This window comes from Methanoplanus endosymbiosus (genome assembly GCF_024662215.1).
In the GTDB taxonomy this organism is placed as follows: domain Archaea; phylum Halobacteriota; class Methanomicrobia; order Methanomicrobiales; family Methanomicrobiaceae; genus Methanoplanus; species Methanoplanus endosymbiosus.
Window position 1 is genome coordinate 2,623,570 of the sequence record NZ_CP096115.1, and the last position, 19,593, is coordinate 2,643,162.

At 43.2% G+C, this 19,593-nt stretch carries 28 protein-coding genes and 1 tRNA gene; 4 read left to right on the plus strand and 25 right to left on the minus strand.

All coding sequences use genetic code 11. The annotated features are described in order from the left end of the window. Nucleotides 1-139 precede the first annotated feature (139 nt). From L6E24_RS12000 to L6E24_RS12055, 12 genes are all read right to left on the minus strand, one after another. Nucleotides 140-553, minus strand: a complete 414-nt coding sequence (locus L6E24_RS12000; protein ID WP_257742211.1) for a hypothetical protein — start codon at nt 551-553, stop codon at nt 140-142. Nucleotide 554: 1 nt separating this feature from the next. Continuing rightward, complete coding sequence (locus L6E24_RS12005; RefSeq protein ID WP_257742212.1) at nt 555-863, minus strand: hypothetical protein; 309 nt, start codon at nt 861-863, stop codon at nt 555-557. Continuing rightward, a complete protein-coding gene (locus tag L6E24_RS12010) occupies nt 860-1,180 on the minus strand; it encodes a hypothetical protein (RefSeq protein WP_257742213.1) in 321 nt (106 codons plus the stop codon). Before L6E24_RS12010 ends, L6E24_RS12005 begins: the two co-directional genes overlap by 4 nt. Next, nucleotides 1,181-1,324, minus strand: coding sequence for a hypothetical protein (locus L6E24_RS12015; RefSeq protein WP_257742214.1), 144 nt, complete (start codon nt 1,322-1,324; stop codon nt 1,181-1,183). 534 nt (nt 1,325-1,858) lie between these two features. Further along, entirely contained in the window at nt 1,859-2,752 is an 894-nt protein-coding gene (locus tag L6E24_RS12020) for a winged helix-turn-helix domain-containing protein (RefSeq protein ID WP_257742215.1), read from the minus strand. Nucleotides 2,753-2,796: 44 nt separating this feature from the next. Beyond that, nucleotides 2,797-3,156, minus strand: coding sequence for a hypothetical protein (locus L6E24_RS12025; protein ID WP_257742216.1), 360 nt, complete (start codon nt 3,154-3,156; stop codon nt 2,797-2,799). Next, nucleotides 3,153-3,548 carry a hypothetical protein gene (locus tag L6E24_RS12030; RefSeq protein WP_257742217.1) on the minus strand — a complete coding sequence of 132 codons (396 nt, stop codon included), beginning with the start codon at nt 3,546-3,548 and terminating at the stop codon, nt 3,153-3,155. Before L6E24_RS12030 ends, L6E24_RS12025 begins: the two co-directional genes overlap by 4 nt. Further along, nucleotides 3,548-3,811, minus strand: coding sequence for a hypothetical protein (locus L6E24_RS12035; RefSeq protein WP_257742218.1), 264 nt, complete (start codon nt 3,809-3,811; stop codon nt 3,548-3,550). Before L6E24_RS12035 ends, L6E24_RS12030 begins: the two co-directional genes overlap by 1 nt. Before the next feature lie 175 nt (nt 3,812-3,986). Continuing rightward, the gene (locus tag L6E24_RS12040) at nt 3,987-4,859 is read right to left on the minus strand and encodes a hypothetical protein (protein WP_257742219.1); all 873 of its coding nucleotides are present in this window, start codon (nt 4,857-4,859) and stop codon (nt 3,987-3,989) included. Next, nucleotides 4,856-5,389: a hypothetical protein gene (locus tag L6E24_RS12045; RefSeq protein ID WP_257742220.1), complete on the minus strand. Its 534-nt coding sequence runs from the start codon at nt 5,387-5,389 to the stop codon at nt 4,856-4,858. The genes L6E24_RS12040 and L6E24_RS12045 overlap by 4 nt, the downstream gene beginning before the upstream one ends. Continuing rightward, entirely contained in the window at nt 5,390-5,647 is a 258-nt protein-coding gene (locus tag L6E24_RS12050) for a hypothetical protein (RefSeq protein ID WP_257742221.1), read from the minus strand. Further along, the gene (locus L6E24_RS12055; RefSeq protein ID WP_257742222.1) at nt 5,644-5,811 is read right to left on the minus strand and encodes a hypothetical protein; all 168 of its coding nucleotides are present in this window, start codon (nt 5,809-5,811) and stop codon (nt 5,644-5,646) included. The genes L6E24_RS12050 and L6E24_RS12055 overlap by 4 nt, the downstream gene beginning before the upstream one ends. Before the next feature lie 118 nt (nt 5,812-5,929). Between L6E24_RS12055 and L6E24_RS12060 the strand changes: the two genes are divergently transcribed. Genes L6E24_RS12060 through L6E24_RS12075 form a run of 4 tightly spaced genes read left to right on the plus strand, consistent with a single transcriptional unit; the run spans nt 5,930 to nt 7,530 of the window. Next, nucleotides 5,930-6,160: a hypothetical protein gene (locus L6E24_RS12060; RefSeq protein ID WP_257742223.1), complete on the plus strand. Its 231-nt coding sequence runs from the start codon at nt 5,930-5,932 to the stop codon at nt 6,158-6,160. 49 nt (nt 6,161-6,209) lie between these two features. Beyond that, entirely contained in the window at nt 6,210-6,626 is a 417-nt protein-coding gene (locus tag L6E24_RS12065; RefSeq protein WP_257742224.1) for a hypothetical protein, read from the plus strand. 56 nt (nt 6,627-6,682) lie between these two features. Next, complete coding sequence (locus L6E24_RS12070; RefSeq protein WP_257742225.1) at nt 6,683-7,042, plus strand: hypothetical protein; 360 nt, start codon at nt 6,683-6,685, stop codon at nt 7,040-7,042. 17 nt (nt 7,043-7,059) lie between these two features. After that, the gene (locus L6E24_RS12075) at nt 7,060-7,530 is read left to right on the plus strand and encodes a hypothetical protein (RefSeq protein WP_257742226.1); all 471 of its coding nucleotides are present in this window, start codon (nt 7,060-7,062) and stop codon (nt 7,528-7,530) included. Nucleotides 7,531-7,900: 370 nt separating this feature from the next. On the opposite strand, the gene L6E24_RS12080 is transcribed toward L6E24_RS12075, so the two are convergent. From L6E24_RS12080 to cfbB, 13 genes are all read right to left on the minus strand, one after another. Further along, nucleotides 7,901-9,115 carry a helicase HerA domain-containing protein gene (locus tag L6E24_RS12080; RefSeq protein WP_257742227.1) on the minus strand — a complete coding sequence of 405 codons (1,215 nt, stop codon included), beginning with the start codon at nt 9,113-9,115 and terminating at the stop codon, nt 7,901-7,903. Further along, nucleotides 9,115-9,489, minus strand: a complete 375-nt coding sequence (locus tag L6E24_RS12085) for a hypothetical protein (protein ID WP_257742228.1) — start codon at nt 9,487-9,489, stop codon at nt 9,115-9,117. The genes L6E24_RS12080 and L6E24_RS12085 overlap by 1 nt, the downstream gene beginning before the upstream one ends. Next, the gene (locus L6E24_RS12090; RefSeq protein ID WP_257742229.1) at nt 9,486-9,902 is read right to left on the minus strand and encodes a hypothetical protein; all 417 of its coding nucleotides are present in this window, start codon (nt 9,900-9,902) and stop codon (nt 9,486-9,488) included. The genes L6E24_RS12085 and L6E24_RS12090 overlap by 4 nt, the downstream gene beginning before the upstream one ends. A 9-nt stretch (nt 9,903-9,911) precedes the next feature. Continuing rightward, nucleotides 9,912-10,241 carry a hypothetical protein gene (locus L6E24_RS12095; protein ID WP_257742230.1) on the minus strand — a complete coding sequence of 110 codons (330 nt, stop codon included), beginning with the start codon at nt 10,239-10,241 and terminating at the stop codon, nt 9,912-9,914. Between the two features lie 90 nt (nt 10,242-10,331). After that, nucleotides 10,332-11,297, minus strand: coding sequence for a hypothetical protein (locus L6E24_RS12100; protein WP_257742231.1), 966 nt, complete (start codon nt 11,295-11,297; stop codon nt 10,332-10,334). Nucleotides 11,298-11,310: 13 nt separating this feature from the next. Then, entirely contained in the window at nt 11,311-12,996 is a 1,686-nt protein-coding gene (locus tag L6E24_RS12105; protein ID WP_257742232.1) for a hypothetical protein, read from the minus strand. A gap of 29 nt (nt 12,997-13,025) precedes the next feature. Then, nucleotides 13,026-13,400 carry a hypothetical protein gene (locus L6E24_RS12110; protein WP_257742233.1) on the minus strand — a complete coding sequence of 125 codons (375 nt, stop codon included), beginning with the start codon at nt 13,398-13,400 and terminating at the stop codon, nt 13,026-13,028. A gap of 15 nt (nt 13,401-13,415) precedes the next feature. Then, the gene (locus tag L6E24_RS12115; RefSeq protein ID WP_257742234.1) at nt 13,416-13,748 is read right to left on the minus strand and encodes a hypothetical protein; all 333 of its coding nucleotides are present in this window, start codon (nt 13,746-13,748) and stop codon (nt 13,416-13,418) included. 303 nt (nt 13,749-14,051) lie between these two features. After that, entirely contained in the window at nt 14,052-14,714 is a 663-nt protein-coding gene (locus tag L6E24_RS12120) for a recombinase family protein (RefSeq protein ID WP_257742235.1), read from the minus strand. Between the two features lie 826 nt (nt 14,715-15,540). Then, nucleotides 15,541-16,767 carry a site-specific integrase gene (locus L6E24_RS12125; RefSeq protein ID WP_257742236.1) on the minus strand — a complete coding sequence of 409 codons (1,227 nt, stop codon included), beginning with the start codon at nt 16,765-16,767 and terminating at the stop codon, nt 15,541-15,543. Between the two features lie 73 nt (nt 16,768-16,840). Next, nucleotides 16,841-16,913, minus strand: a tRNA-Glu gene (locus tag L6E24_RS12130). Nucleotides 16,914-17,177: 264 nt separating this feature from the next. Then, nucleotides 17,178-18,047 carry a branched-chain-amino-acid transaminase gene (ilvE, locus tag L6E24_RS12135; RefSeq protein WP_257742237.1) on the minus strand — a complete coding sequence of 290 codons (870 nt, stop codon included), beginning with the start codon at nt 18,045-18,047 and terminating at the stop codon, nt 17,178-17,180. Between the two features lie 168 nt (nt 18,048-18,215). Continuing rightward, the gene (gene cfbB / locus L6E24_RS12140; protein WP_257742238.1) at nt 18,216-19,592 is read right to left on the minus strand and encodes a Ni-sirohydrochlorin a,c-diamide synthase; all 1,377 of its coding nucleotides are present in this window, start codon (nt 19,590-19,592) and stop codon (nt 18,216-18,218) included. Nucleotide 19,593: the final 1 nt, after the last annotated feature.

A 19,593-nucleotide genomic window follows, 5' to 3' on the forward strand; every position in this document is an offset into this window, starting at 1 on the left:
AAGTATTGTCATTTGCCGAATATGACAATGTTTTCAAATTATTACAAATGACAATATGAATTCAGATAATTATTAGGCTCTAAAAAGTGTTTTTTTAATCATATTGGTTGATATTACTCTATTTTGAAATTCTGTACTGTCATCTTAGGCAGAAGTTGTTATACACAAACCTATCCTCTGGTTGGACGTAATGCCACTCTACCGGCGGAATAATTTCTCCTGAATCTGAGTCGTAAAGGACACAGACACATCTTTTATTACATATTTTTGACATGCAGCCTTTACAGCCTTTAAAAAATCCTTCACAAAGCGGACACTCTAATTCCATAAGATCAAAGCATGAATCTTCATTTTCTCGACAATATGGGAACAGGTGTGGAATCATCCATAATTTCGCTTTCCACCATGTGTCAAAAAATTGTTCTTCTAGATCATGATCTTGGTGGGCTTCTATCCCCTGTTTATTTAGCTCTTCAATCATTTGGGAGATCATTAGTTGGTCTTCTGCACCTCCTCCCCGGAAAGTTATTTCAAATCCTTCAAATTCACTCATTTCATTCACCTCTTATGTTAAAAGGGTTATATTCTTGACTGAGATTATCAAAATTGGCATCATATTCGGGTTTATGATTTAAGCCGTCCGTATATCCTCTATCATAATTTTCCTGAAATTTAGGATTGATAATTTCTTTAGGCATTCCGGAAATGGCAGCAACATAACCGCCTTTATAGGCATCATTCCAGTCATGTTCATCATATTCAGGAGAACATAGGCCAACGAGAATTGTAACGAGAATTGTAAAAATAAGAACTGTTGCAAGTAGAACCACAAATAATACCGTGATTTTTGTATATTCTCTCATAACATCACCCCGGAGGCCAGCAGCATGACTGCACCCATCAGGGCAGTCAAAAAGAAGAATGAGAACTGAGCTATCAGGTGATAATCCTTCTCAGAAATCCCGGTGACTACCCACAGACCATTGCCGATGATCCAACAGCTGAACCCTGCTAAGTGTGCGGTCGCTGCCGGAAGGGCGATCAGTGTTGCCCCTGCCATGCCGAGGAGGACGGCAGGTGTTTTTGTGAGGTGGAGTTTGCCCTTCAGATGATGTTTGATATTGGGCAGTGAGAGATAAGGCAATACAGGTGCCTTCTCGTTGATGTTTTTAGGTGGCATTCAGATCACCTCTGAATAATACTTCTGCCTGATGTAATCCTGTCCGGAAGAGAGCATCTGTTCAGCTTCTTCCCGGATGATTTCATCCGGAGACTTCCATTCACCTGATAGCAGCTCTTCCCGGTTTATTGCAGTTAATGCCATTATGCTGAGTTTGCAGATTGAGTAAGGGCAGTTTACACATTCGGTGATTAGGTTCTGATAATAATCTACCTGGGTACTCTGCAGGTGCCCTGGGAGTTTAAGATCAATCACTATAACCACCCCATAAGGTTTTTTTGAGGATTATTGTATTTAGATGGAATGATAACTTCCCGGATTTCAGGACAGGGACAGGGAGTAAGGTAAATATTCCGCTTCATATGTGATCCCTGGCAAAGATGTCCATAAGGAGGTTCACGTAATGAAACATGATGTTTACACCAAAGACAATCAGAAGCAGGATAAAGACCGCTTGGTTTCAATATACCATCCTGAAAAAAACCTTCTATCACTGGCCGGCAAATTAAATTTATATTTTCCAGTGTCATGATCTCACCTTCTCCCGGAGAACATAATCAGCTAAATCCTTCCTGCCTTCCTTTAACCCTCTTGCCTTACCTTCATGGTATCCCATGAAGTATAGGGAAATGCTGAGACCAGCCAGGAACAGGAGAGTAAGGATAGAGTAAATCAGCATCAGGAGATCCCCCCGTCTTTCCGGTTGAATAGTTCCTGCTTAATCTCCATCAGCTCATCATAGATGACATGGAAAGGATTCCTTCCAAGGATGCGGTAAGCTTCAGATATAGCAATCACAGCAGAATCTAAAGCAGTGGCGGCGGCTTTATTTTCGGTTTCAAATTCTGAATATCCTTTTTCCCCGTTTTTTGTCGGGGAGTTGTCGTTCCAAAAACCCTCTATTGTTGTCTGTTCGTCTGCAATGCCCCCAGTCCGGAAATTAAACCCATAGTGGATCTTTGAGATGAGTTTTCCGGCAACTGAAGGATTATGAACCTCAATTTCCGTGCCAAACCTGTTTTGTTGTTCTATGAATTCTGATACAGCTTCCCGGATTGCTGAGATTATCAGGGCTTTAGATGCTTCGATTGATTCGGCATAGACTGTTTGGCCGGCATCTGGATATGCTACCAGGGAATTAGGATGCACATCAATTGTTATGTCAGGTCTTCCGGCTGTGCCCTCAATACAAAACTTATGCCTAGTGCCGCCGCGCATTTCCCATGAAAGGAGATAACCGGTTTTCTTTTTGTCCAGGGCAATATCACCGGATACTGTGACAGGGTATTTCAGCCTGACATTATGCACCCGGCAGGCCGAGAACTGCACCTCTTTTGTGTGTGCCTCAATCTGTCTTTTCAACTGAGGTATGAGATTATACATGCAGTTATAGGCAGTCGGGGTTTTTTCGGACTGCTCAATTAATCCTTTTTCCAGAAGTTTTCTTACAAACTTGCAGACATACTGCCGGCTAAGGTTAAGCCTCTTTGCTATCTGTGATTGTGTCAGTTCCAGATCAAGCAGTTTGATGATCTTTTTTTGAGAATATGAAAGGGTACCCACCCATCCCACAGCCTCAACCTGTCCTATAGTCTGTTGAATAACATCACCCCCCTTTAGATTTCCGCTGATACTCCGAACTTAACGCCCTGCCTGTAACCTATCATGCCGTATTTGTTCCGGTGATTTAACGCCCGCCAAAAGTCCACAATGATGATATTATAGGCCATCGAGACATCGAGCATATCAGGAATTATGTAGCTCATCGGAATATGATCTCCTCCACAGGTGCGGGGTTTTCGGGATGAATCTGAGAGGGAAACATAAGTGCCGGAATATTGACCGCCGGATTCCCATACGTGATGAACGTCTATGTTTTCAGCAGCTTCCCATAGCCTAACCTGCTCGATAAGGCGATGTAAAAGGGTGTTCTTCCAGTTGGAAGAACTGCCGGAGGTTGTTGTAGTGGCGGTCATTTTGCCAGCCTCCATCTAACCACTAACCAAAGATCATCGGTTGTTTTTTCCGGACCATAGCGGTTAACGAACCAGTTGAACATTTCCCGATAATTGCTAAAGCCGTCACGGCGTGCAAGTTCTGCGGCCTTATCCTGTGGAAACGGAAGCGTGCAGTTACCGTCCACGATATAGGGCCCTTCGTGCTTCAGCTTGATTATCAGCAGGTCAGTTTTCAGGGCATCAGATATCTTGAATCCATTTTTGGATCTCTGCTGATAGTAGAGTTGTAATCCGTTGTTGTGTTGCAGCTGCTTCAGGCGTGCGGTTGTGAGTGGTCTGGTGGTCTGGTTTTTCCGGCCCGAGAGGATAGGAATCACGAAGTTTTCTTCGGAGAAGGAGAAGGCAACCATCAGGCAGTCACCCCCATGCTGACTTTACCGGAAGCCTTCAGGGTCCGGATGGTGTAATTCCGGATCCTATTGTTCTGAAAATGAATCTGCAGTGTCCTTTCAATAGTTGCCTGAACATGCGGGTGAAGTATGGAAAAACTCTTTTTGCAGCAGCTGCACCGCCATGCGATTAGTGCCTCACCCTGCACAATTACCAGGATGTTTTCAAGTTCATCCAGACCGGCAGCGCAAAAGGGACAGGTGATTGGGATGATCTCAGTCATTCTGAGCCTCCCATGAATTCCGGATAATTAAGAGGTTGATCTAACCTCTGAATCATGCAGAAGTGATCCACTGCCTGTTTTCCTCTGAAGATTACTCTGCCTCGGTGAATGAACCGAGCGCATTTATACTGATCTTCTGGTTCACTGCTGTGGTCACGGTAGCGTCTGGAGGGCATTAAGCAACACCTCCGGAATTCCGGGCATTACTCCACATCCAGAAAGCTTCCTTTTTCATCCGGGATGACCCTCTGCAAGACCGGCTGAATGCCCGCCTCTTGTATCGGGCCGCCCTGCGGATCTGCTTCTGCTCTATGCTCTCCCTGACTTCTTGGATCTTCTGAAGGGTTTTAATCCGGATGTCCTGCCGGGCGCAGAATTCCGGATCATCATGATATATTTCCTTGAGCTTACCCAGCTTATGGATCCTGAGACAGATTTCTTCCGGAGGCATGGCAGGGTCTATATTGCAATCCCCCAAAACAGCCTTCAGGGTTTCAATCTGGGTGCCTCGCCACGCACAGTACTCAGGATCGTCGCGGTAAAGTTCCCTGAGTTCTTCCAGCTTTAAGATCCTGATACGAATTTCTACTGGAGACATCTGAATCCCACTCGCTAAAGTAGCCTTCAGAGTTTTAATCTCCGTATCTCGCCTCACATAAAACGAAGGATCGTTCCGATGCGTCTTCCTGAGCTTTTTGAGCTTAGAAATATTTAGCCTGATCATCTTGTTTTCTGCCAGGGACATCAAATTTCCATCCCCCAAAACAGCCTTCAGGGTCTCAATCCTGATATTCTGCCGGGCGCAAAACTCCGGATCATCCCGGTAAGTTTCTTTGAGTTCTTCCAGCTTTGAGATTCTTAACCGGATTTCTTCCGGAGGCATGGCAGGATTCATATTACAATCCCCCAAAGCAGCCTTCAGGGTTTCAATCCGGATGTCCTGCCGGGCGCAAAACTCCGGACTTTCATCCCGGTAAGTTTCTTTGAGTTCTTCCAGCTTTGAGATTCTTAACCGGATTTCTTCCGGAGGCATCATGGGAGGATTCATAATACAATCCCCCTGATGCTGTCTGCCTGTTCACCATTTTTCTTCAGTTCATTTTCATTCAGTATGTTCTGTACATCAAGTTTTCTGACCTGATACTTTGTGTTTTCAATTGCAGTCCTGGCATACCTTTCAAACAATTCAGAATCTTCTTTCAGTTCTTTTACATTATCCTCCAGATTGGTCAGTCGTATCTCGATCTCCTTCTCCTGCATTTCAATCAGGGCAGACAGTTCTGAGATCTTTCTTTCCTGTTCGTCACATTCTGCCTGTTTCTGTTCAACTGCATCGCTCAGCTTTTTAATGAATGTCTGAAGCTGTTTCTGGGTGGTTCGACTTGTTACGCTTATGACGGATGTGTCTTCATTTGCCGGGCGGTTTGCAATTGTCCTGGTCAGCAGACTAAGATTTATTGCAGATGCAGGTAAATTATTATATACTGATTCTGCATCTATAATACAGTCAGTCCCCTGTTCCTTTACTTTGGTCGGTGCTGAAACGAGAGGGCTGACATCTGTTCTTTTTACGTTCATTTACATCACATTCCTTGATTTTAATTTTTCGGGGTCGTTTGAGATCACAATAATGCCGGATTTAATCATTTTTTTGATACTTGCCCGGTACAGGTCATTAAATCGCGGTTCATTCAGGACTTTTTCTTTATACTCCCATTCGGTGATTACCAGGAGTTCTTTCTCTTCCGGAGTCCAATCAATTGAAGCAGCTTCCAAATCTGGATTAGTGGTATTTGATGGTAAGGAACTGCTCTTCTTCTTTTCTGCTCCTATCATGCGGGTATCTCCTTGTTAGTGCATTTCTCTATGCGTTCGATACAATAGCGGATAGCCTCGCTTAAGTCGTTGGCCTTTCCTGCATTCACAAGCTTTTCAAGAGTTTTACGGTTTTCAGGTGTGCACCGGAAACCCATCTGTTTTGGGTAGTTTGTTGGTCTCATGATTCATCACGTGTTACGCCACGTATAACGTGGTCAATCATCCCATATATATTTTGTTATACATTGTAACTCTCCGTAAGACTAACTCTGAAGTGTTTATCGGTGTACAACAATAAGCATGGTGAAATCAGATCTCAAATCCGTTGGATTTAGATTGCCTAAAAAATTAGTTGAGAAAATAGATGCAGAAGCAGAAAAAAATTATAGAGATAGAACAGGTGAGATAATTAATGCTATTATGGGGTATTATCAACTGGAGAAAGAAAAGAAGGAGATATTAGAAATTATGGGAGAGTTGTCAAAGAAGGTTGAGGCTTTGGAGAAGGAAGTTAACAAACTGAAAAGTTAAAGTATCTGTTCGTTAAAGGTTAATCTGTTAAACATTAGGTGATAAGATAATGGGATTGTTTGATAAGTTATCTAAGACTGTTAGTAAGACTTCAACACAGATAGGACAAAAAACAAAATCAACAGCTAACGACCTGAAGTTAAAGAAACAGGCAAAGGAAGATTCAAAATATATCGAGGGGTGTATTCTTGACCGTTTTGATATTAAATGGCTTAAGAATATGTGCAAATATTATAAAGTCGCTGAACCTGACCCCACTAAATATAACTGGCAGACTGGAAATACAAATAAAGTCCGGCTTACAAAATCTCACTGGGTTGAACATTGCCAGGCTAAACTTTCATTAGATCAGGTTAAGCAATATGCTAAAAGCCATTCTGTTAAAATTTCCGACCTTGAAAGAGAAGAGCAGGAATTAAAACAGAAGAGAGAAGCAGAGCATCAAAAAAAAAATATGCAATTCTAAATCCGGGTGCTCCTGAAATCCCTGAACCTGTTTGTAATATTCGGCCTGTTTCTTTTATGCAGGAAATAATAGCCTCTGTTGAAGATTTCTATCCGGCAAGAAATTACAAAGAAGAAAAGCATTACCAGTTTGAGTTAAACGGATGGCTTAAGAAAGATTTCCCTTCTTCTGATATTGAGGTTCATAAAGGACATTCAAGACCGGATATTGTTATTGAGAATGTGGCTATTGAGATTAAAGGCCCTACAGCGTTTAAGGATTTAGAAACGATATTTGGAAAGGCTCACAGGTATTTGCAGGACTATGATCATATGATTGTGGTTTTGTTCTCCGTTGATGTGCCTGAAGACAGATATGAGAACTGGAAGGAAGGAATAAATCAGTATTTTCCGGATGTTGTTATTTTGAGGAAGTAATTATAGGGGATAAAAGGATGAAATTATTTAACAGATGTATGGGATTTATTATAATTATTTGCTTATTAATGTCAGTGGTTTTAATTTCAGGATGTATTACTGACAGAATCATACTGCCTGGCAGTCATACACATACAAAAGTAACTAATTCACTTACGGTAAGCCCTCAGGGAACATTTGATACTTATATCACTGCTTTAAACAAAAAGGATGCAGAGACAATTTATAATCTTTTGATGGAAGGGACCAAAGAGAAAACGCTAAGGTCTGAATTTTATAATAATTTTGACTTTTCTAAAACTGATAAAGGCCAATATGTTGATTATGATAACTTTGATTATACAATGGACGATTTATCAGCAGTAGTTACAGCAGATATGACTTACCGGAAATATGGAGGCTTCAACCAGGATGAGAATTTGTACTCTACTGAGAAGATGTCCGTTTTGATGTATTGGGAAAACGGTGGATGGAAAATAATTATTTAGATAAATAAGATTTAATTTTTATTTGGTATCTGCCGTTCCTGGAGGAACTGATTTACTGAAAGGTTAATTACATCATTCAGATCTAAGCATTGCATCTGAATAGATTGGATTAGCTCTTCCTCAATGGCAACTCTTGTCCTGACTCTGTTCTTTTTTTCTGTGCCCAGTATCCGGCGAAATACAAAATTACCTGTATCTATGCTGCCCCTATTGGCCATGTTGGTTATTTTGTCCTATAAGTATTTATTTTTTCCTCATTGGACTATTTTTTTGTAATTTTTGTACCTTATTTTTGGAGTGTATCTTATCCTGTACTTTATCCTGGACCTTAATTTCTACAAATATCGTGGATGAATGTCTGAGATAGCCCTTACTGAGCAGCCGGAGTCCCATTATCCGCCTCCCATTTATCTTTGCATTTCTGCATATACTCAAGAATCACGGATTCCCGGTTTTCTTCTGTGTTGTTTTCGTCAATCCCTGCTGATTTAGCTTCCATGTAAAGGAGGTTCTTAGTGGTCTGGTCAAGCAGTGCTACAGTTTCGGGTGATATTGTTCCGCCTCCGGTTTCTCCGGCTTCTTTGGCTTCCTTGCCTTTCCTTTTCCTGCCTAAGAAGTCATCGAGAAGGAGAACATTGTTTTCCCTGTTGTCATTGTCATCATCATCGGCCTCATTATTCTTCTGTGCTTCTGAGACTTCTGAATCATCAAGGGCAATCTCACCGAGGTATTGAATGTATCCAATATCCCGGCCCTCTCCATAGTATTTGAAAGGGCTGATGATATCGGAGTATTTGCCGTCCGGATATACAATCACACCCTGAGAAGCTGCAAGGCCCTCCCAGATATAATTATAGCGGGCGAGGCGGCCCTCTGAGAACCGGCAGCCGTTCTTTACAATCTGCCAATGGAAATGTTGGCGGACTCCCAGCCTGACGGACTTAAAGCCCTGCTGCGTGCCGATGAACCGAATACCGAGTGACCGGAGATATTCGATATTGTGCTCAATGACTGCACCGAGCCGGTTGTGTTCCGGACTATGTGCGTATCCTTTGCCTGGTGCAATTCTGTTGATCTCTTCTATGGCAATTGTCAGAGGGGTAATGATATTGTTCCTGGTTGCGCGTTTGATTAGATTTCTAAATATCTGAATAATGATCTGGGTGTAAACCTCCGGGTCTAAAATGAAGACTTCAAGGCAGACGATATTTATTCTGGACTTGATGAGTTTGTCCCATATCTCTTCAGGCTTTTTGATGTAGGACTTCCTGATCAGCTGGCTGTTACCGTTTGGTAACTCTTCTGGGGAGTCATTGTCCTTCTCATGTAGTGAGACATCAACATCAAGGCCCTCCGGGATGATCAGGTTCAGGGGTTTGAACTGAGAGAATACAAGCAGCTCTGAAGACTTTCCGGAATCGAAGATCACAATCGTTTCATCTGAGAACCTTGAAAGGCCCTCTATGCAGAATTGCAGGGCGTTTGTTTTGCCCATGCCGGTTGTGCCTACAATTGTCATGTGCTGACCGGGTACTTTGATCCATTCCCTGGCTAATTTCTTCCTCCAAGCAGGTGCAGCAGACATTAATCCCAATCTCCATTTATTTCTCTGAGAGTTGCAGCGGTGATCAGGTTATGTTTCCTGATGAGACTGAAGAGCAGATAATAGGTTTTGCTCTGAAGAATTTTGTAATCTTTCCTTGTTGGAATTGAGGTTTCTGAGTCCAGAACCGGATCGTATGCCTCAATCAGGGATTCTATGTTGCTGTCCACTTCGGCCAGACTCTCCTTTTCCATGTCAAGCCCTGAAAGCATGGATTTCACCTGCTGGGCAATGATGCAAAGGATGTCTGTTTTCCGTTCGAGTGTCGAACCGGATGCCATATTATATCCTGTGAGGGATTCGGCCAGATGGTACGTGCCGGATTTTCCGTGCAGGTTCTTTGTTGCAAAACTCATTTTGTGCCTCTCAGCCAGCCGAACAGTCCACCTTTCTGCTCTCTCATTGCCTCACGTTGATAGTCTCTTTCTGATTCTACGTCGCGGTTGTATGGTTGCTGTGGTGCGGTAATTGGACGGTTTCCAAGACCTACCCCTTCAATCCTTCCGAGGCGGCGGCGTGACCTTGACAGGCTTTCATATGCCTCAGCGAATGCCCTTGCCTGGGGCAGCCCGCCGTAAGCTATGAAGGTTTCTTCATCGGCCATGCGGATTGCTGATATAGCATGTATCTGCTCCTCAGTGAGATCATAGAGTGAATCGTTAGATTCTGTCGCAAGGAATTTTTTAAACTGTAGGCTCTGGTGCTCCACGCTTTGGTTTGTGGCTGATTGTGCCTTCAGATTCTGCCGGATTGTTTCAGATGAATCCATATCCTCACCTCAAATAAGCAGGGCTAAAAATCCGAAGAGCAGCCCGCCGACAATGAAAGCTATCGCGACTTTCCGGCTGTCATTATCCGGCTGCCATGCCACCCGCGAGACCGAGTTATCAACAATCTTTGCGATCTCCCAGCCGTTGAATGATACATCAAGGGCGGTGTATCCGTTTGCATCCGTTTCTCTCCGGAGAATTGCAGATCCTCCTGCTGCTTCATCCACCAGATAGCAGCGTATTGTTTTTCTGCCCATGATGAGATCGAGCGGGCGTTCATGGATTGCGAACTTCTGATCTCCGAATTCTACAGAGGCCAGATCATCGGCCAGCTGCATCTTTGTGATCCTGATTTCGGACAGTGTTTTGTCCAGGAGTCCCACCTGTATTTTTTTACCTCGTTTGAAGAATGACATTTTTTAGACCTCTTAAATCGGTTTTAGTGACTGGATGATTTCTGTAATGACAGTAATTAGCCGGCTGAACAATTCGATAGCCCTGACTATCATCGAATACATGAATTCCACGAAAGCGATATGATTCTGCACGACCTTCCTGACCAGGGACGATAGGGTTCGGGTGGAGATGAGAGCATCTCCGAGGATGAAAAATTCCATTGTCAGGAATGTGAGTTCCGGATATTCGATAAAGATCAGAGAGAACCAGAAGAATACTTCACTTATGATGATCTCTGCTAAGGTCAGTCCTGTTTCCAGATATTTCCCGATATAGGGTATATCGGCAGCAAAATTCAGGATGTTATCCCATGTCCATTGAAAAAATAGATCTACCGTTGCTCCAATTTTAGCAAGCCAGTTATTTTCCTGCTGCTCTTTGAATTCTTCAGGAGTTGAGATGAATATTGTAACGTCAGCCGGATCTGTAGTTGTGCCTGTTATATTTGCGAATGCTATTGAGGCCATCGCCGAAGATCCTTCTATTGTCATAAAAGGGTTAGCTCCTACCTCAGCCGGGAAAACGGCCTGTAATGGCAGGACAGATACAGATACATCAACGTCCAGCATCCAGTCAGTCTGAGTTACCCAGGGCTGCACATTCAGATCATAGTCCAGGCTAAAAGGGGCAAGTTTTGAGAGGTGAATTGATTGTGTTGTGCCGTTTGGATATTGACAATCAATGTCAAAATTCCACCATCCCCATTCCTGATAACTTCCTACTGTCAGTAGATAATTATCACCATATGCGTTGAAATTGCCGGAGAAATTTCCGCCTGCCGGAAGGTTGGATACCCTTAGGCCGGAGAGCAGGAGACCCTCCGGAGCCTCAAAACTGAATGTCTGGATGTCCTCAAGGGTCTCTTCCTGAATGGCCATTGCTGCCGGACATGCCAGGGTAAGCAGCAGAAGCAGCACGGCAAAGATATTGAATCTCATATCCTGCCTCTGATTATTTCATGCCCCGTTTCATGACTGCAACTAAAAACATGATTGCAACTATACTGACAATGCCGGGGATAATCCCATTCAGCTCTTCCATGCTGTCGTGTGCTGCCTGCCGGTGAGCAGGAATGTCAGAAGATGTGGGAGGGGTATCTCCCGGACTTGTGGTTGGGGTTGGTTCTCCGGGGAGTATTACTCCTTCAGGTCTAAGGGATATAAATTCATTAATTGTATTTCCCGGCCAGCTCGGAGTGTAGGATCTGGTCACTGATTCATAGCCTGATTTTGTGATTTTGTAGGTTATTGGTACTGTTGTATTGATTTCAAAGCTGACATAACCGGAGGATGTTGTGAGTTTTGTCTCTCCATTAAGGACGACTGTTGCCGGACTGGTCAGCGGGGTTGAACTGCCAACGGCGTTAGTCTGTTCGGAGATGTAGAAATTATAAAGCCCTGAGCCTCCGCCTGGTTCTTCCACTGTCGGCACGAGATATATATCATTGTATGTGTCGCCGGTGAACATACTCTGAGATGGAGTTGAGGTTTGATTTTCGTAACCGGAAGCCTCAGCCCAGTATTCATACCAAATGTTTTTTGTGAGGAGAAAATCATCAGAGCCGGAGGGGAGGGTTTGATTGACAAGGTCGCTGCCGTCAAGTGCGCGATAATAGACTGTTGAGCCGGCTATGAGGGATGAATCAGCGAGGGACTTAACGCGGGTTATGACGGAGACGGTGTTTGATGGGATTATTCCTTCACCGATTATATCATATACTATTTGTCCGTCCGGCAAATAACTTGATACATTTAATGGTAATAAGTGATATGGATATTCTCGTTCTCCACTCTCATACGAATTAAACATTAATGTGCCTGTATCGTCGTGAATGCCTGTAACCCTTATATATGTATCAGAATCTATATTAATATAATTCACTCTATTAGCTTCATAATCAGACATAAGATTTAATTCATAATCGATAGTGAACGAAACTACATTAAAGTGTGCTGTGGTAATTGTTGATTTTGGTATAGCCGTTGTTGCAAAACCTGATATTGTCGCGCCTAAAAACAGTCTTTTACTCGTTTCTCCGCTTTCTTCCGTCCAATAGTTTCTCTTGCCCCATCGGTTAGATGTCACACTTATACCGTCAAAATTAAGTGTTGTGCTGTGTAAAGCTACTCCATCAGTAATTAATTTATCCGTATTAAAAGAAGACCACTGAATCCACATTTTTAAACCTGTATAAGCTGATGTTGTGGGGTTATACTGTTTTATTATGGTGGCTGTTCCTGTCCCATATGTTGTGCCTCCGGCCTGTAACTGTACTGCTGTTGTGGTAACATCAGAACCACTACATACTACATAAGAATTCGTTTCAAAGCCAGTATAACTTAAACCTTTATAATTTCCCCAGCTACCAGTAAACATAATAGCTATGCCATGTGTACTGTAATCTTCATAAGCATTATCTGTGTAACTATAACCCTGATAATAATCATACTGATAATCTTCATAAGTTTTACTAAATACTTCAGCATTAACCGGACTGCTGAACATCAGAACCGCAAGCCCTACAATCAACAGGAAGGGGGTGGCCTCCTTTAGCAGCTTCCGGATTTTCTTTTCTAATCTTTTTTCTGATTTCCTTATCTGAAGTTTGAGAGATCTTGATTCAGTTGTTACGTTCATGATTTTACCTCCTGTCTTGTTTTATTCCTTTATTTCCGGAAAGCCCGTGCGAGAAGAATGAATCCTCCGAGGATTGCGAATACGAAAAGAGCGACTGAAAGCCCGACCGGTACGGACGCTTTGAAAAGTTCGATTGCGTTGAGCGGATCATTTAGGGTATCCCAGGTATCCGGCTTGAAGACCATGACATAATGATTATCTTCATCGAGGATCACAGTGGCCGTGGTGTTGTACTCTCCTATGAAAGTCTCGTTATAGTCAGCATACGGGGCATATATCAGGATTTTTTGATTTTGTTCTATGCCCATGTCACTGAATGATATCACGACAGCTGACGCTGATGATACAAACAATGACAGAAAGATCAGGCATGTAAGGCATAAGAATGAAAAAGAGGGTTTCATGGGTATCTCCCTTCCTCACTTAAGAACAGACCTGATCATGTCCAGGAGACCATCAAGCAGGCCGGTTACGAATCCGATGATGATGAAGATGAACAGGATCGGCACGACCGCAATTGCCAGATCCCCGAATGAAGGCATCAGGTCGGCAACCTGATCAATCAGGGATGTCATGCTGCTGAGATCCATTGTCGCAGTTTCGTTATCTGCTGCTGAGACTGGGGACATCATAAAGAGCGAGAAAACACATAGCAGCAGCAGATACTTAGGGGCAAGCACCTTACGCTTTAGCTGATCAAATTTTCCCTCCTGTTCTTCTTCTTCTTCCTTCCCGGAAATTCTTTCTTTCATGCTTTTCTGATAGAACAGACATATAAATAGAACTATATTTTTCCGGACTTCTCTGCCTTTTTGGTCAATTTGGACAATCAGAAGAGTTGTATATGTTAGTACTAACTAACCTAAAGCGCCGCTTTTTTTGCGGCGTGTGCCTGCCGTGGTGGGTGTGTTTGTCCAGGGCTTCCGGGGTCGGCTGTCCTGGCTTCGGAGGTTTCCGGAAGTTCGAGATCCTTATGCTCACGGTTGGCAGGAGCTGTAAGAACAATTAATACAATGAGGAAAATTAGTTGGTTGAAAATACAAAATAGAATTCTATTAATTGTCTGATTCAATCAGAGCCTTTACTTGATCTATCCTTTGCTGTGCTTCATACTCTTGACAGCGCTTGTAAAATGTTGCAACCGGGATATCCATAATCCTTGCAATGTTAGCCTTTGATATTTTCTTTGCTCTGTACTTCTCTACCTGTTCCCAATCGATAATCCGTTCAGGTCTTCCAAGCTTCTTACCTTCAGAGCGGGCACGATCCAAACCAAGTTTAATTCGTTCCTTTGTGTTCTCCAGCTCTCTCTGTGCAACCCATGACAGCACTGGTAAGATGATGCCATTCCGGATGGATCTGTCTTCAACCTGAAACCATGATTCCATAGGGGATAAGGAATAGATCATTATGCCGTGCTGGGTTTCAATCTCCTCAATAAGTTTTAGGGTCTCTAAAAAAGTCCTGCCAAGTCTGGTAACCTCAAAGACATACAGCTTATCAATTTGTCCCTGATGGACATCTATGAACCTAAGCAGGTCTTTCATTCCTGCCCGCTTCTTTGGTTCAACTGTCCCGGATACTCCTTCATCCATGAAGATACATTCAGGAGGCACACCCTGAGCGGCTATGGCCTGGATCTGATTCTTTATGATGGAAGATTCTTTACTTGTCCTGGCATATCCTATGTTGATTTTTCCCGATTGATCTAAATCCATGATTTAGATTATATTGTGTGGTATTAAATAACTATCTTTTTACAGAGGATAAATAGTAATATCAATCGGATGATTTTGATTAATATTTTAGTAAGATTTGATGAAGGGTTATTTCCCTTCTTCACCTTCTTTGATCTTGTTGATCTTGGATTCTATATTTTCAATTCTTCTTTTTAGATTTTGTAATTTTTTTTAATTTCTTCCATGTTGCTAATTCCTGTGGATGCAAGGACCAGCATTGTACTTACTGACCTGGGCGCTGCTATCACGTGTCAGGGATGTCAACTAAAACCGGACACCTGATAAATGAATGTAAACCACCTGACATTAGTTAACATTGTAAATCTGAGTATTGTTGGTAATTTCCGGAATAAAGCCGGATGCTTGCCCCTAACACCCCCTATGTTTTTAGTTAACAAGTTGGAAAAAACCCTCAGATTGTGTCCCGAAAAGCACTGCAAAGCCTGAGTGTGTGAGATATTCAAAAACTGATAAATCATTCTGTAATCGGGATTCAGGAGGCAGATTAAATAATATTGGTCTTTTAGATCCTGATACTTTCCGGAGCAGGGTTACCTGTATTTTTTCCCTGGATCTGCTGTAAATACCGTGAATGTAAACTAAGCTATCACCCCCCACTTGACAACTTGTAAACTAATATGTTAAGTTTCGTTGGATTCCTGAAAAAACGGCAGAATGGAATTATTTTAGTTGACATCTTTTGAAGGTTCTATATATATGTTGTGGGGAGGTCTGGATATAGGTGTTAAATTTGCTTTAATTTCAAATTGGCTATGATATTATTGTTAAAATGGATTATAATTAATTATTTGAGCATTTTATCAAGTATCATATTGTATTCATCCAGCAGGTCCTGAAATCCCGGATTGTCATTTACCAGCCGGAGGATCTCCCCGTACAGATGATCAGTGTTTTCCTCAGATCCCGGATGGAGAGGATTCCCACAATTGGAACAGAAAGCGTTGCCTGGTGGGTTTACCTTCTGACAGTTGCCACACGTGACCGGCATAAGGTGATCCTCTTTTGGTTTTATGTTCTCGATGCCGGCTCTCTGCAGAAATTCATTATCAATATCAGATTCAGAGAGGGAGACATAAACAGAGAACATTTCCGTATTCAGGTTATTCCACATTGACTTTTTGATTATGGACTCCTGGTAATTCTGCTGAATCATGTGAGTTATCCGGGTGTGCCTGAAGATATGCGGGTTGGTATTTTTTGTTATCCCTGCCCTCTTCTGTGCCCTCTGTAGGAGCCTTACAACTGCATCATAGTGTAATGCCTCCTTTTGTGCGAAATCAATAAACACAGGTGCATCAGGAGCTATATTCAGAGGATAATCATTCTTCCATGTTGCTAAGTATTCTGTAGAGATTACCAGCCTGCTGTATCTGTGCTGTTTGTTCTTTTGATCATCTATGTAGAGCTTTACCCCGAATTCATCAAAGATTACATCACCCCAACAGAGCCGGCCGAGTTCCGCAACCCTGACACCGGATTCATAAAGCACTGCAATAAGCGCCCTGTCCCTTGAATTTTTGCAGGCCTGGATAAGTCTTAGGATTTCATCCGGGGTTAATATTTCATCAGGCCCTATTGTTGATCTTTCAGGCGGAAGCGGTTTTAAAGCTTTTATTTTTTTAACTGGCAGGTGTACATACTCTGAATCAACAAGCCATAACAGAAACGGCTTTAATATTGTGATATAATCCCGTTTTGTGTTTTGTTTAAAGGGTTTACCTCTCTGTGATAATCCGGTTTGCATCTTAGTTATGCCGGAATAAATATCCACGATAGAGCAGGATATGAAATCAGATGGCGTAAAACGGCGGAATCCAATAAGAGATGATGCAATTTTATTGCAGCGAATATCAGAGAGATTGTTTAAAGCCTGCCTTTCTAAGATATATTCAAGAATCAGATTTTTGTCAGATTCAGATATAATATCTTCTTTAAGTGCAGTATCAATTGCCTTATTATAGTCGTAATTTCGGCAATACTTGTAAAAATGAGCGTTTTTAGTGTTTGACATGATGACCATTTTTTTTAAGAGTTAAAGCCCTTATAAAAAGATCAAATCAAGCTTAAGAACAAACAATGTCCTATGCTGCTATGGGGATTCGAACCCCAGTCGCCGGCGTGAAAGGCCGGCATGATTGGCCCCTACACTATAGCAGCAATGGTGCTCCGTTGAGTCATCAGCGTTGCCTTACTATCTACGCACTGTGTGGTTATATAGCTTTTGAAATTGTTCTGGCTGATTTTGCTCAGGTTCTGATTTGGTTCTGCCGGCGGGAAATTGTGAACTTTAAAGCCCTGATCCGGATGGCAGATTCTATTATAATATGTTTGGGGAGATCAGGGTGAAAAACCCGTAAAAATGTTTTTAAGTGGTAAAAATTCCGGAATATGATTGGTTTGTCCGGAAATTTCTAAATCCGGTTATTTATAGATCTCAGTTCCTTCTCCGGAAGTCTTTGTCCTGAACGCGGCAACAAGCTGTGCAGCAACAGGGCCTGGCTTTCCTGAACCAATGCTTCTCCCGTCAATCTTCGTTACCGGAGCAATCTCTGCTGCTGAACCGGTGACAAGAACTTCATCGGCTGTATAGAGGTCAAAGTATCCAAGGTTCTGCTCTTTTACAGGAATTCCCATCTCGCCTGCAATCTCAAGGAGAACAAGGCGCGTGATGCCCCTCAGATTGTTCAGTGTGTGGGGAGTATATATCGTGCCTTTCTTGACGACAAATATGTTGTCCCCCGAACCTTCAGCTACGTATCCGTTTGTATCAAAGAATATAGCCTCATCGCCGCCCTTGTAATTTGCCTCAATCTTTGCAAGGATGTTGTTGAGGTAGTTGAGACTCTTGACATTCGGAGGAAGCGCGTCTGCCGGATTTCTCCTGACTGAAACTGTGATTGCAGTGAGGCCCTTCTCATAGAGATCGCCATACATTGCACCCCATCCGGTTGCGATGATAAATATAGTCGGCTTGTCACACTTGCGCGGATCAAGGCCGAGATCTCCTACACCTCTTGTGACCACAAGCCTGATGTATGCGTCCTTAAGGTCATTTCTGCGTAATGTCTCAAGAGTTGCCTCTGCCATATCCTCTTTTGACATTCCAATGTCAAGGTCGATTGTTTTGGCTGAATCGTAAAGCCTGTCAAGGTGCTCGCCAAGTCTGAATACTCTGCCGTTATATCCTCTGATCCCTTCAAAGACACCATCGCCGTACAGAAGACCGTGGTCAAAGACTGAAACCTTTGCCTCCTCTTCAGGTACAAATTCACCATTCAGGTATATAATCATAAAAATATTCTTTGATGGTAGAAGGTAATATTTTTTTGATATGCACCGGGATTTTTGGATCTGTATGACTGGAGATATAGAGGGAGGGCAGGATTATACAATGACATATGTTTGAGTAAAGAAGAGAATCAGACTGGAAAAAGTATATCTTCCGGGTTTACAATGTCTTCAATCCCGGAGATTTCTGCAAACCCGTACAAAATTGCTGATCATATCATATGATGCAGCCGGATGAAGGTGCGTATATGAAGCAAGGGTGTTGTTCACTAAAGCGCCATCCATGTTGCCCTTTATGCCCTTACCCCGGCTGAGCAGGTATGAGTATCTGGTGTCACTGTCAAGTGTGACGTCGGTGTGGTGAAATTCATGGCCTTTAAAGGAGCCTTTTCCAAGCGGCCCTCCGGAAGAGACACCTTCAACATAGCTGACCACCCGTCCGACCGGCATTTCGGTCTTACCCTTAAAAACCCCTGCCATTGAGTAGCTTTCATCCTCGTTAAGACTGCTCCAGCCGGCTTTTAGAACAACCTTCTCAGTCAGGTAAATAAGGCCGCCGCATTCGGCATATATGGGTGTGCCGTTTGCAGAGACCTCCCTTACCGCCTCTCTCATGGCAGAGTTTCCCTCAAGTTCGCCGGCAAAGAGTTCCGGATAACCGCCGCCGAATATGTAGCCCTCTGCCTCAGGCAGCCGGTCATGAACCGGGCTGAAGAATACCGGCTCTGCATTGAGACCTTTTAGTATGTCAAAGAGGTCATTGTAGTAGAAGTTGAATGCCTCGTCAAGAGCAATTCCTATCTTCATATCCGGAGATCTGACCTCCTGAAAGACGGTCTTCTCTGGTTTTTCAATCTCAACATCGTTTGTAAGTGAGAGGAGTGCGTCCATATCCACATGCTCTTCAACAATGTCAGTGACGGCCTTCAGCTTTTCAGTGAATTCATCCTTTGTTCTGCCTTCCATATACGGAATCAGGCCAAGGTGGCGCATGGTGAGCTTCATCTCCTCCTTTCGTGGAATTGCACCGATGACCGGAATTCCGGTCGCGCTCTCAATTGCCTCCTTTGCCTTTCTGGTGTGCTTCTCGCTTATCACCTGATTGAGGATTACACCTTTTATCCGGACTTTCGGGTCAAAGGCCATAAAGCCCATAACAATCGCCGCTGCACTTCTGGTAATGCTTCTTGCATCAATTACAAGAATCACATTGACATTGAGCATCTTGGCAATGCTTGCTGTTGAGCCTGTGTCTGCAAGGGACTCTGAGCCTTCATAAAGCCCCCTGACACCTTCAATGACTGCGATATCCGCACCTTCACAGGCATGTGTGAAACTGTCGCTAATCTCATCCGGATTCATGACAAAGCTGTCAAGGTTTCTGCACATCCTGCCTGTAACTCCGGTAAGGTACGACGGATCAATATAGTCCATCGCAACCTTAAACGGCTGGACATTGTATTCCCTTGCAAGTATCGCCGAGATGGCAAGGGTGATGCTCGTCTTTCCGCTCCCTGATCTGTCTCCGGTTATCAGAACTGATCGCATA

Coding starts and splice junctions, on each gene's coding strand:
- L6E24_RS12000 (WP_257742211.1), bottom strand. CDS start 553: ATGAGTGAATTTGAAGGATTTGAAATAACTTTCCGGGGAGGAGGTGCA.
- L6E24_RS12005 (WP_257742212.1), bottom strand. CDS start 863: ATGAGAGAATATACAAAAATCACGGTATTATTTGTGGTTCTACTTGCA.
- L6E24_RS12010 (WP_257742213.1), bottom strand. CDS start 1,180: ATGCCACCTAAAAACATCAACGAGAAGGCACCTGTATTGCCTTATCTC.
- L6E24_RS12015 (WP_257742214.1), bottom strand. CDS start 1,324: ATGGCATTAACTGCAATAAACCGGGAAGAGCTGCTATCAGGTGAATGG.
- L6E24_RS12025 (WP_257742216.1), bottom strand. CDS start 3,156: ATGACCGCCACTACAACAACCTCCGGCAGTTCTTCCAACTGGAAGAAC.
- L6E24_RS12030 (WP_257742217.1), bottom strand. CDS start 3,548: ATGGTTGCCTTCTCCTTCTCCGAAGAAAACTTCGTGATTCCTATCCTC.
- L6E24_RS12035 (WP_257742218.1), bottom strand. CDS start 3,811: ATGACTGAGATCATCCCAATCACCTGTCCCTTTTGCGCTGCCGGTCTG.
- L6E24_RS12040 (WP_257742219.1), bottom strand. CDS start 4,859: ATGAATCCTCCCATGATGCCTCCGGAAGAAATCCGGTTAAGAATCTCA.
- L6E24_RS12045 (WP_257742220.1), bottom strand. CDS start 5,389: ATGAACGTAAAAAGAACAGATGTCAGCCCTCTCGTTTCAGCACCGACC.
- L6E24_RS12050 (WP_257742221.1), bottom strand. CDS start 5,647: ATGATAGGAGCAGAAAAGAAGAAGAGCAGTTCCTTACCATCAAATACC.
- L6E24_RS12055 (WP_257742222.1), bottom strand. CDS start 5,811: ATGAGACCAACAAACTACCCAAAACAGATGGGTTTCCGGTGCACACCT.
- L6E24_RS12060 (WP_257742223.1), top strand. CDS start 5,930: ATGGTGAAATCAGATCTCAAATCCGTTGGATTTAGATTGCCTAAAAAA.
- L6E24_RS12065 (WP_257742224.1), top strand. CDS start 6,210: ATGGGATTGTTTGATAAGTTATCTAAGACTGTTAGTAAGACTTCAACA.
- L6E24_RS12070 (WP_257742225.1), top strand. CDS start 6,683: ATGCAGGAAATAATAGCCTCTGTTGAAGATTTCTATCCGGCAAGAAAT.
- L6E24_RS12075 (WP_257742226.1), top strand. CDS start 7,060: ATGAAATTATTTAACAGATGTATGGGATTTATTATAATTATTTGCTTA.
- L6E24_RS12080 (WP_257742227.1), bottom strand. CDS start 9,115: ATGTCTGCTGCACCTGCTTGGAGGAAGAAATTAGCCAGGGAATGGATC.
- L6E24_RS12085 (WP_257742228.1), bottom strand. CDS start 9,489: ATGAGTTTTGCAACAAAGAACCTGCACGGAAAATCCGGCACGTACCAT.
- L6E24_RS12090 (WP_257742229.1), bottom strand. CDS start 9,902: ATGGATTCATCTGAAACAATCCGGCAGAATCTGAAGGCACAATCAGCC.
- L6E24_RS12095 (WP_257742230.1), bottom strand. CDS start 10,241: ATGCAGCTGGCCGATGATCTGGCCTCTGTAGAATTCGGAGATCAGAAG.
- L6E24_RS12100 (WP_257742231.1), bottom strand. CDS start 11,297: ATGAGATTCAATATCTTTGCCGTGCTGCTTCTGCTGCTTACCCTGGCA.
- L6E24_RS12105 (WP_257742232.1), bottom strand. CDS start 12,996: ATGAACGTAACAACTGAATCAAGATCTCTCAAACTTCAGATAAGGAAA.
- L6E24_RS12110 (WP_257742233.1), bottom strand. CDS start 13,400: ATGAAACCCTCTTTTTCATTCTTATGCCTTACATGCCTGATCTTTCTG.
- L6E24_RS12115 (WP_257742234.1), bottom strand. CDS start 13,748: ATGAAAGAAAGAATTTCCGGGAAGGAAGAAGAAGAAGAACAGGAGGGA.
- L6E24_RS12120 (WP_257742235.1), bottom strand. CDS start 14,714: ATGGATTTAGATCAATCGGGAAAAATCAACATAGGATATGCCAGGACA.
- L6E24_RS12125 (WP_257742236.1), bottom strand. CDS start 16,767: ATGTCAAACACTAAAAACGCTCATTTTTACAAGTATTGCCGAAATTAC.
- ilvE (WP_257742237.1), bottom strand. CDS start 18,047: ATGATTATATACCTGAATGGTGAATTTGTACCTGAAGAGGAGGCAAAG.
- cfbB (WP_257742238.1), bottom strand. CDS start 19,592: ATGCGATCAGTTCTGATAACCGGAGACAGATCAGGGAGCGGAAAGACG.